At 68.5% G+C, this 6257-nt stretch carries 9 protein-coding genes; 7 read left to right on the forward strand and 2 right to left on the reverse strand.

What is annotated here, in order from left to right:
• The 3 genes from ABD127_RS19060 to ABD127_RS06020 all read left to right on the forward strand — a co-directional run.
• Nucleotides 1–101, forward strand: a 101-nt coding sequence (locus tag ABD127_RS19060) for a DUF3253 domain-containing protein (protein WP_425545796.1), incomplete at its 5' end; no start/stop codon positions are given.
• Between the two features lie 51 nt (nucleotides 102–152).
• Nucleotides 153–566, forward strand: coding sequence for a VOC family protein (locus ABD127_RS06015; protein WP_344198767.1), 414 nt, complete (start codon nucleotides 153–155; stop codon nucleotides 564–566).
• 82 nt (nucleotides 567–648) lie between these two features.
• Nucleotides 649–1212 (forward strand): Dps family protein, encoded by a 564-nt coding sequence (locus ABD127_RS06020; RefSeq protein WP_344198769.1) that lies wholly within the window; start codon nucleotides 649–651, stop codon nucleotides 1210–1212.
• Here ABD127_RS06020 and ABD127_RS06025 read toward each other — a convergent pair.
• The gene (locus tag ABD127_RS06025) at nucleotides 1205–1918 is read right to left on the reverse strand and encodes a type 1 glutamine amidotransferase (protein WP_344198771.1); all 714 of its coding nucleotides are present in this window, start codon (nucleotides 1916–1918) and stop codon (nucleotides 1205–1207) included. The two genes, ABD127_RS06020 and ABD127_RS06025, sit on opposite strands and share 8 nt — an antisense overlap.
• Nucleotides 1919–2357: 439 nt before the next feature.
• On the opposite strand from ABD127_RS06025, the gene ABD127_RS06030 reads away from it, so the two are divergent.
• Together ABD127_RS06030 and ABD127_RS06035 are read left to right on the forward strand one after the other, a co-directional pair.
• Nucleotides 2358–2906 (forward strand): DUF6318 family protein, encoded by a 549-nt coding sequence (locus ABD127_RS06030; protein WP_344198773.1) that lies wholly within the window; start codon nucleotides 2358–2360, stop codon nucleotides 2904–2906.
• Nucleotides 2907–2944: 38 nt separating this feature from the next.
• Nucleotides 2945–3607, forward strand: a complete 663-nt coding sequence (locus ABD127_RS06035; RefSeq protein ID WP_344198775.1) for a hypothetical protein — start codon at nucleotides 2945–2947, stop codon at nucleotides 3605–3607.
• 172 nt (nucleotides 3608–3779) lie between these two features.
• Here the strand turns inward: ABD127_RS06035 and ABD127_RS06040 are convergent, their stop codons facing one another.
• Nucleotides 3780–4229, reverse strand: a complete 450-nt coding sequence (locus tag ABD127_RS06040; RefSeq protein ID WP_344198777.1) for a LysM peptidoglycan-binding domain-containing protein — start codon at nucleotides 4227–4229, stop codon at nucleotides 3780–3782.
• Between the two features lie 320 nt (nucleotides 4230–4549).
• On the opposite strand from ABD127_RS06040, the gene ABD127_RS06045 reads away from it, so the two are divergent.
• On the forward strand, nucleotides 4550–5452 hold the full coding sequence (locus ABD127_RS06045) for a YihY/virulence factor BrkB family protein (RefSeq protein WP_344198779.1): 903 nt from the start codon (nucleotides 4550–4552) through the stop codon (nucleotides 5450–5452).
• A 32-nt stretch (nucleotides 5453–5484) separates the two neighbouring features.
• The gene (lexA, locus tag ABD127_RS06050) at nucleotides 5485–6216 is read left to right on the forward strand and encodes a transcriptional repressor LexA (protein WP_344198781.1); all 732 of its coding nucleotides are present in this window, start codon (nucleotides 5485–5487) and stop codon (nucleotides 6214–6216) included.
• Nucleotides 6217–6257 lie beyond the last annotated feature (41 nt).

Genomic DNA, 6257 nt, shown 5'->3' on the forward strand with positions numbered 1-6257 from the left:
TCGTCGACCGCGGCGAGGTCGAGATCACGCAGGGCGGTCGCGTCGTCGACCCGTCGACCGCGAAGGGCCCCATCCGCATCCGCCTCGCGCGCCGCGGCTGAAACTGCGCCGGGCCCTTGTGGGCTGTCGGTGTGCGGGTGGACCCTGTCGTCATGGCGATCCGACTGAACCCGTACCTGAACTTCGCGACCGAGGCCCGTGAGGCGCTCGAGTTCTACCAGTCCGCCCTCGGGGGCGAGCTGAGCATCATGACATTCGGCGATTCCGGCATGAGCGACGACCCGTCCCAGGCGGACCTCGTGATGCACGGCCAGCTCGACACCCCGACGGGGCTGACGCTGATGGCGTCCGACACGCCCCCCGGGGGCGACCAGCCGCAGCACGGCACCCACGTCAACGTCTCGCTCAGCAGCGGCGACACCGACCTGCAGTCGTCGTGGGACGCACTCACCGAGGGGGCCGAGATCGTCGTGCCGTTCGAGCTGGCCCCGTGGGGCGACAAGTTCGGCCTCTTCAACGACCGGTTCGGCATCGCCTGGCTCGTCAATCAGGCAAGCCTCGGCTGACCTGAAACGGCTGAGATCCCGGCATCTCAGCACGTGACCCGCTCCGGTTGCGTGACGCGATTTGCGGCGTAACGTCGAAGGCATGAGCACCCCCAAGTTCACGATTCCCGGACTCACTGAAGCCGAAGGTGAGAAGGTCGCCGGCATCCTTCAGGAGCGTCTCCACGCCCTGAACGATCTGGCCCTGACGCTCAAGCACATTCACTGGAACGTCGTCGGACCGCACTTCATCGCGGTCCACGAGATGATCGACCCCCACGTGGTCGAGGTCCGCGACGCGGTCGACGAGACCGCCGAGCGCATCGCGACCCTCGGCACCTCGCCGAACGGCCTGACGGGCGATCTCGTCAAGACGCGCACCTGGGAGGACTACTCCCTGGGGCGCGCCACCACCAACGAGCACCTCGGTGCGCTCGACCTCGTCTACCAGGGCGTCATCACCGACCACCGCGCCGCACAGGCCGCCGTGGCCGATCTCGACCCCGTCACCGAGGACATGATCATCGGCCAGCTGCGACAGCTCGAGCTGTTCCACTGGTTCGTCCGCGCCCACCTGGAGAACACCGGCGGCCAGCTCTCGAGCTCCGGCGCCGGATCGGAGAAGGCGGCGGCCGAGAAGGCCAGCGCCGCCGACACCGTCAGCTGACGGCCGTGCCGCCCTTGACCTCGAGATAGTCGAGGGCGGCATCGACCAGGGCGAATGCCCGCGTGCGCGCCTGCGGAGCCAGGCGGCGAGCCTCACGAACGAGCTCGCCACCATCGGCCTCCGCGGCGCGCACTGTCGTCTTCGCCTCGTCGACCCACTGGGCGTAGACCTCCGGAACCACCTCGGGGTGGAACTGCCACGCGATCGCCTTCGCGCCGTGGGTCTCCTCGATGAAGCACTGCGGCCCGTACCAGGTCGAACCGAGCACCCGCGCGTGCTGCGGCGGGACGAACGTGTCGTGGTGGAACTGACCCCACGGACCGGCCGGGCACAGGACCGGGTCCGTGGTGTCGACCCGCACCCACCCGACTTCCGGCACGTCCATCCGGTAGGAGTGGCCGCCGAGGGCTCGCGCCATCAGCTGGGCCCCGAAGCAGATCCCCATGACCGGGGTCCCGTCGGCCAGCGAGTCGCGCACCCACGCGGACTCCGCCATGACGTCGTGCACGTGGCGCGGGTCGTGCGCCGAGCGGTGGGATCCCAGCAGGAGCAGGAGATCGACGTGCGGCCCGGAGCCGACGTGATCGGCGCGGTCGGGCAGGCCCCCGCGGTCGACGAACTCCACCGTTCCGCCGAGCTGTCGCAGCCGCTCGGTGACGTACCCGCCCTCGCGGTCGGTCTCGTCGGCAATCACCACAATCCGCATGTCGCCATTGTGTCCTGCCGGTGTCACCCACTCGTGCCGAGCCGCTCCATCCACAGGGCCTCGTCGTCCACAGCGCCCGTCACGGGTGCCTGACAAGCGCCTCAGGCGTTCCTAGATTCGGCGTCCTCACATCCCACCGGAGGACCAGATGACGTCGCTCAGTCGCACACTTGTCGCCGCACTTGCCATCGGCCTCAGCGCCGTCGGCGGGTGCTCTGGCGAACCCACACGCACTGCCGAAGGTCTCGGTTCGCTGGTCTCCCCCGTAGACGCCGACGCGCCCTGGTCGTGGGCCGAGGCCGGCGCGCGAGCCGGGTCCCTCGGCGACTGGAGGGGACCTGCGCCGACGCCCGAGGACTTGTCCACACGTCACGGATCGGGTGGCTGACAAGTGCGCCTACCTCTGCATAGGTTCGGACGGCCACTGATCGGGGGATCCATGGGCCGACCACTTCTTGCACCGCTGGCCGCCATCGGCCTGCTCACCGCGCTCCTGACCGGATGCCAGAACGAGCCAGAGCCGAAAGAGCCGCCACCGTCCGCCTCGACCCCCGAGACCGACCTCCAGACACCCGAGCTCCCCGAAGCCGCCACCGCAGAGACCCCAGAGGGCGCCGAAGCCTTCATCCGGTACTACGTAGAGGTTCTCAACTACACGTCCCTGACTGGAGATACCGAGACCCTTCAACGAGCTAGCGACGATCAGTGCACAGGCTGCGCGAAGTACATCGATCTGTACAGCAGTTGGTACGCGAGTGGCGGTTCACTCGCAGGAGGAGCCTGGGTTCCGCTCAAGGTCGATGTCGTTCCTGTTGACGCTCAACTGGTCGTCGTGGTGGACCTAAAGATCGAAAGCGGAACGCTCAAACCTGATTCGGAATCAGCCGAGGAAGCTTTCGGCGAGTCCGAGGACCAACTCACCTTCGTTCCCACGAACATCAACGGAACGTGGAAGGTGTCCCAAATGGCTCCGGGCAGACAAGCATGAGGCGCCGAGTAACACCGGTAGCAGTCGCCGCGTTCGCGTTGACTCTGCTGGCATCAACCTCCGCGAATGCGCAGATCGACGTGGAGCCGCAACCCCACAAGCCCGTACTGATCCTCGAAGGCGAGCAAATCACCCTCGGATCGGAAGGCGGACAGACCGGTTCAGTCGCGGTGCCGAAGTGCGTTGCCAACCCGAAGGCATCCGGCTGCGGCTCGTTGGGAAGCGCGAACGTCGACGGCGGACCGACCAGCCCACAGGGCCCGGCGACGGCGGCGGAGATTCGGCGGGCGGTGGAGGAGGTGGGGCTGCCGGCGTTGGCGGTGCGGATCCAGCCGGGCGGGCGGACGTTGGTCAACGCGCCGACGATCTTCTTCGTCGACGCACCGGTCTTCCAGCACTCGACCATGCTCCTGGGGCAGGCCGTGACCATCACCGGGACGCCCGCAAGCTTCACCTGGCACCACGGCGACGGCACGAGCCAGACCACGAGCAAGCCCGGAGCGCCGTATCCGTCCACCGACGTCACCCACACCTACGATGCCGTCGCGACGGGACTGACACCCCGGGTCGACGTGGGGTACCGGGTGACCTACCAGGTCAACGGCGGAGCCCCGCTGACCATCGACCAGCTCATCACGGCCGTCGGACCCGCGGCCAGCCTGGATGTCGCCGAGGCGCGGCCTGTCATCGTCGCGCCCTGACACACGGGCAGGAGCCGAGGTCGCGTCGCGCGCATGACGCGACACCGGGCAGTCACAGCCTTCCCCAGCGCGTGACTGCCCGGTGTCGGGATCCGAGTCCAGAAGACTCGGGGTCGTGCCGGTCGGCGGGCGTCAGTCTCAACCCAAGGCCCGCCGACCAGATCGTGAGCCGTCAGTCGGCGTACACCGGAAGGGCGAGCTGCGTGCCCATCTGGAGGGTCTCGCCCTTGACGAGCGAGTTGAGCTTGACGATGTCGTCCATCGTGTCGCGGACGTCGCCGCCGGGGTTGGCCTCACCAGCGATCGACCACAGGGTCTGACCCGGCTGCACCGTGATGGTGGTGGTGCCCGTGATCGCGGACGCGTCGCTCGTGGCGGCCGTGCCGGAACCGAAGACGACCATGAGGGCCGTGACGACGGCGAGCGCCAGGATCGTGAGCAGCACCCGGCCGCGGCGCGTGAGGCGCAGGCCCGGCTGGGCCGCCGGCCGTGCCACGGCAGCCGAACGAACCGGCGCCGCGGCGTGCGGCACGAGGGCCAGGTGACGCTCGCGCGCCTGCTCGGTGTCGCGCGTGTACGGCGCGAAGTCGATCAGCGGAAGCTCGTCGTGGGTGATGCTCATGGTGGTCTCCGTGGGGAAGAGGAGGGAGTTGGTGTGTTCTCTCGAACGTCCGCCCGCGGCCTCAGCCGAGGGATGTCATTCGATCGGGAGTGGTGCGAACGGACGTTCGATCGAACACATGAACGACCATACGGGGAGGGTCGGACAAATGTGAAGACCCTGTTCGAACAAATTTGCGAACACCTCTCCTCCAGGTGGCTGACCTGCATAAATGCCGGCGCAGTGATCTGAGACACACGCTCGAGGACGTTCCAGCGGGTGCACTCGGCCGTTCGAACGCCGACGCGCGGGGTGCGCGACTCCCGCCTAGGGTCGAAGGCATGTCCGCCATCACCCGCCTGAAGACCGCCTGGAAGCTCGCCTCCGAGCGCAACGCGTCGCTGCTGGCGGCCGGCGTGGCGTTCTACGTCTTCCTCGCCCTCTTCCCCGCGATGATCGCGGGACTGCTCACCTACGGACTCGTCGTGAGCCCCGAGACGCTCGCCCGGCAGTCCGACAGCATCGCCGACGCCCTCCCGGCCGACGCCGCATCGATCATCACCGGGCAGCTGGAGTCCCTGGCGGAGACCTCGTCGAGCTCGCTCAGCGTCGGCTTCGCGCTGGCGGTCGTCCTCGCGATCTACAGCGCCAGCGGCGGCATGGCGAACCTCGTGACGGCGATCAACGCGATGCTCGGCAACCTGCAGACGCGCAACTTCATCAAGCAGAAGCTCCTGGCCCTCGCCCTGACCGTGGGCGCCGGTGCTTTCCTGGCCGTGACCGTCACCCTCGTCGCGGTCGCTCCCCCGATCCTCGACAACCTGGTCGACGTGCCCGGCACCCGGATCCTCGTCGACTTGCTGCGCTTCGCCCTGCTGGCCGGAGCCATCGTGATCGGGTTCGGCCTGGTCATCCGCAGCGCTCCCGACGCCGAGTCCGGACAGACGAAGCCGAAGCTCTGGTCTCCCGGCGTGACCGGTGCGGCCGGAGCGTGGCTCGTCGCCTCCGTCGGCTTCTCGCTCTACGTCGACAACTTCGGCAGCTACGGCAAGACCTACGGCGCGCTCGCAGGGGTCGTCGTGCTCCTGCTGTGGCTGTGGGCCGGCTTCTTCGCCCTGCTCATCGGCGCCTCCTACGAGGCCGTCCGCGAGGGCGAGCGTCCGCGGGATCCCGAGGACGACGAGGTCCCGGAGAACATCGAGGGAGCGATCGGCGCCGACACGCCCACTCGAACAGATGTTTGATCTCGTCGAACATCTGTCCTAGCGTGTTCCCCATGAGCACCGAGGACACCGACGACCGCTCCAACGTCAGCGAGCTGCCCGACGGCCCGCCCGACGCCGACGGCCTCACCGCCCGGCAGCGTCGTGTCCTGGAGTTCCTGCGCGACGAGGTCGCCCAGCGCGGCTACCCGCCCAGCATGCGCGAGGTCGGCGCTGCCGTGGGCCTGCACAGCACGTCCTCGGTCTCGCACCAGCTCAAGCAGCTCGAGAAGATGGGCTTCATCCGCCGCGATCCGTTCCGCCCGCGGGCCATGGAGATCTTCCTGCCCGACGGTGTCGGCGCGCGGCCGGCGGTCAGCTCTGCTGACGAGACCGTCGTCGACGAGACGGGCATGCGCGACTCCTTGCCCACCGCCACCTACGTACCGATGGTGGGCCGGATCGCGGCCGGCGGTCCGATCCTGGCCGAGGAGCGCGTCGAGGACGTCTTCCCGCTGCCCAAGTCGCTCGTCGGCGACGGCACCCTGTTCCTGCTCGAGGTCAGCGGCGACTCGATGATCGACGTCGCGATCTGTGACGGCGACTACGTCGTCATCCGCCAGCAGCCCGTCGCCGAGAACGGCGAGATCGTCGCCGCGATGCTCGACGGCGAGGCCACGGTCAAGACCTTCCAGCGCAAGAACGGCGAGGTCTGGCTGCTGCCGGCCAACCCGGAGTACTCCCCCATCGACGGCACCCACGCCACGATCCTCGGCAAGGTCACCGCGGTCCTGCGCCGCGTCTGACCACGAAGGTTTCGAGGCTCGCGCGCTAGAGCGCACTCGCG

The sequence above is a fragment of the Aeromicrobium alkaliterrae genome, from assembly GCF_039529015.1.
GTDB lineage: Bacteria > Actinomycetota > Actinomycetes > Propionibacteriales > Nocardioidaceae > Aeromicrobium > Aeromicrobium alkaliterrae.

Coding starts and splice junctions, on each gene's coding strand:
- ABD127_RS06015 (WP_344198767.1), top strand. CDS start 153: ATGGCGATCCGACTGAACCCGTACCTGAACTTCGCGACCGAGGCCCGT.
- ABD127_RS06020 (WP_344198769.1), top strand. CDS start 649: ATGAGCACCCCCAAGTTCACGATTCCCGGACTCACTGAAGCCGAAGGT.
- ABD127_RS06025 (WP_344198771.1), bottom strand. CDS start 1,918: ATGCGGATTGTGGTGATTGCCGACGAGACCGACCGCGAGGGCGGGTAC.
- ABD127_RS06030 (WP_344198773.1), top strand. CDS start 2,358: ATGGGCCGACCACTTCTTGCACCGCTGGCCGCCATCGGCCTGCTCACC.
- ABD127_RS06040 (WP_344198777.1), bottom strand. CDS start 4,229: ATGAGCATCACCCACGACGAGCTTCCGCTGATCGACTTCGCGCCGTAC.
- ABD127_RS06045 (WP_344198779.1), top strand. CDS start 4,550: ATGTCCGCCATCACCCGCCTGAAGACCGCCTGGAAGCTCGCCTCCGAG.
- lexA (WP_344198781.1), top strand. CDS start 5,485: ATGAGCACCGAGGACACCGACGACCGCTCCAACGTCAGCGAGCTGCCC.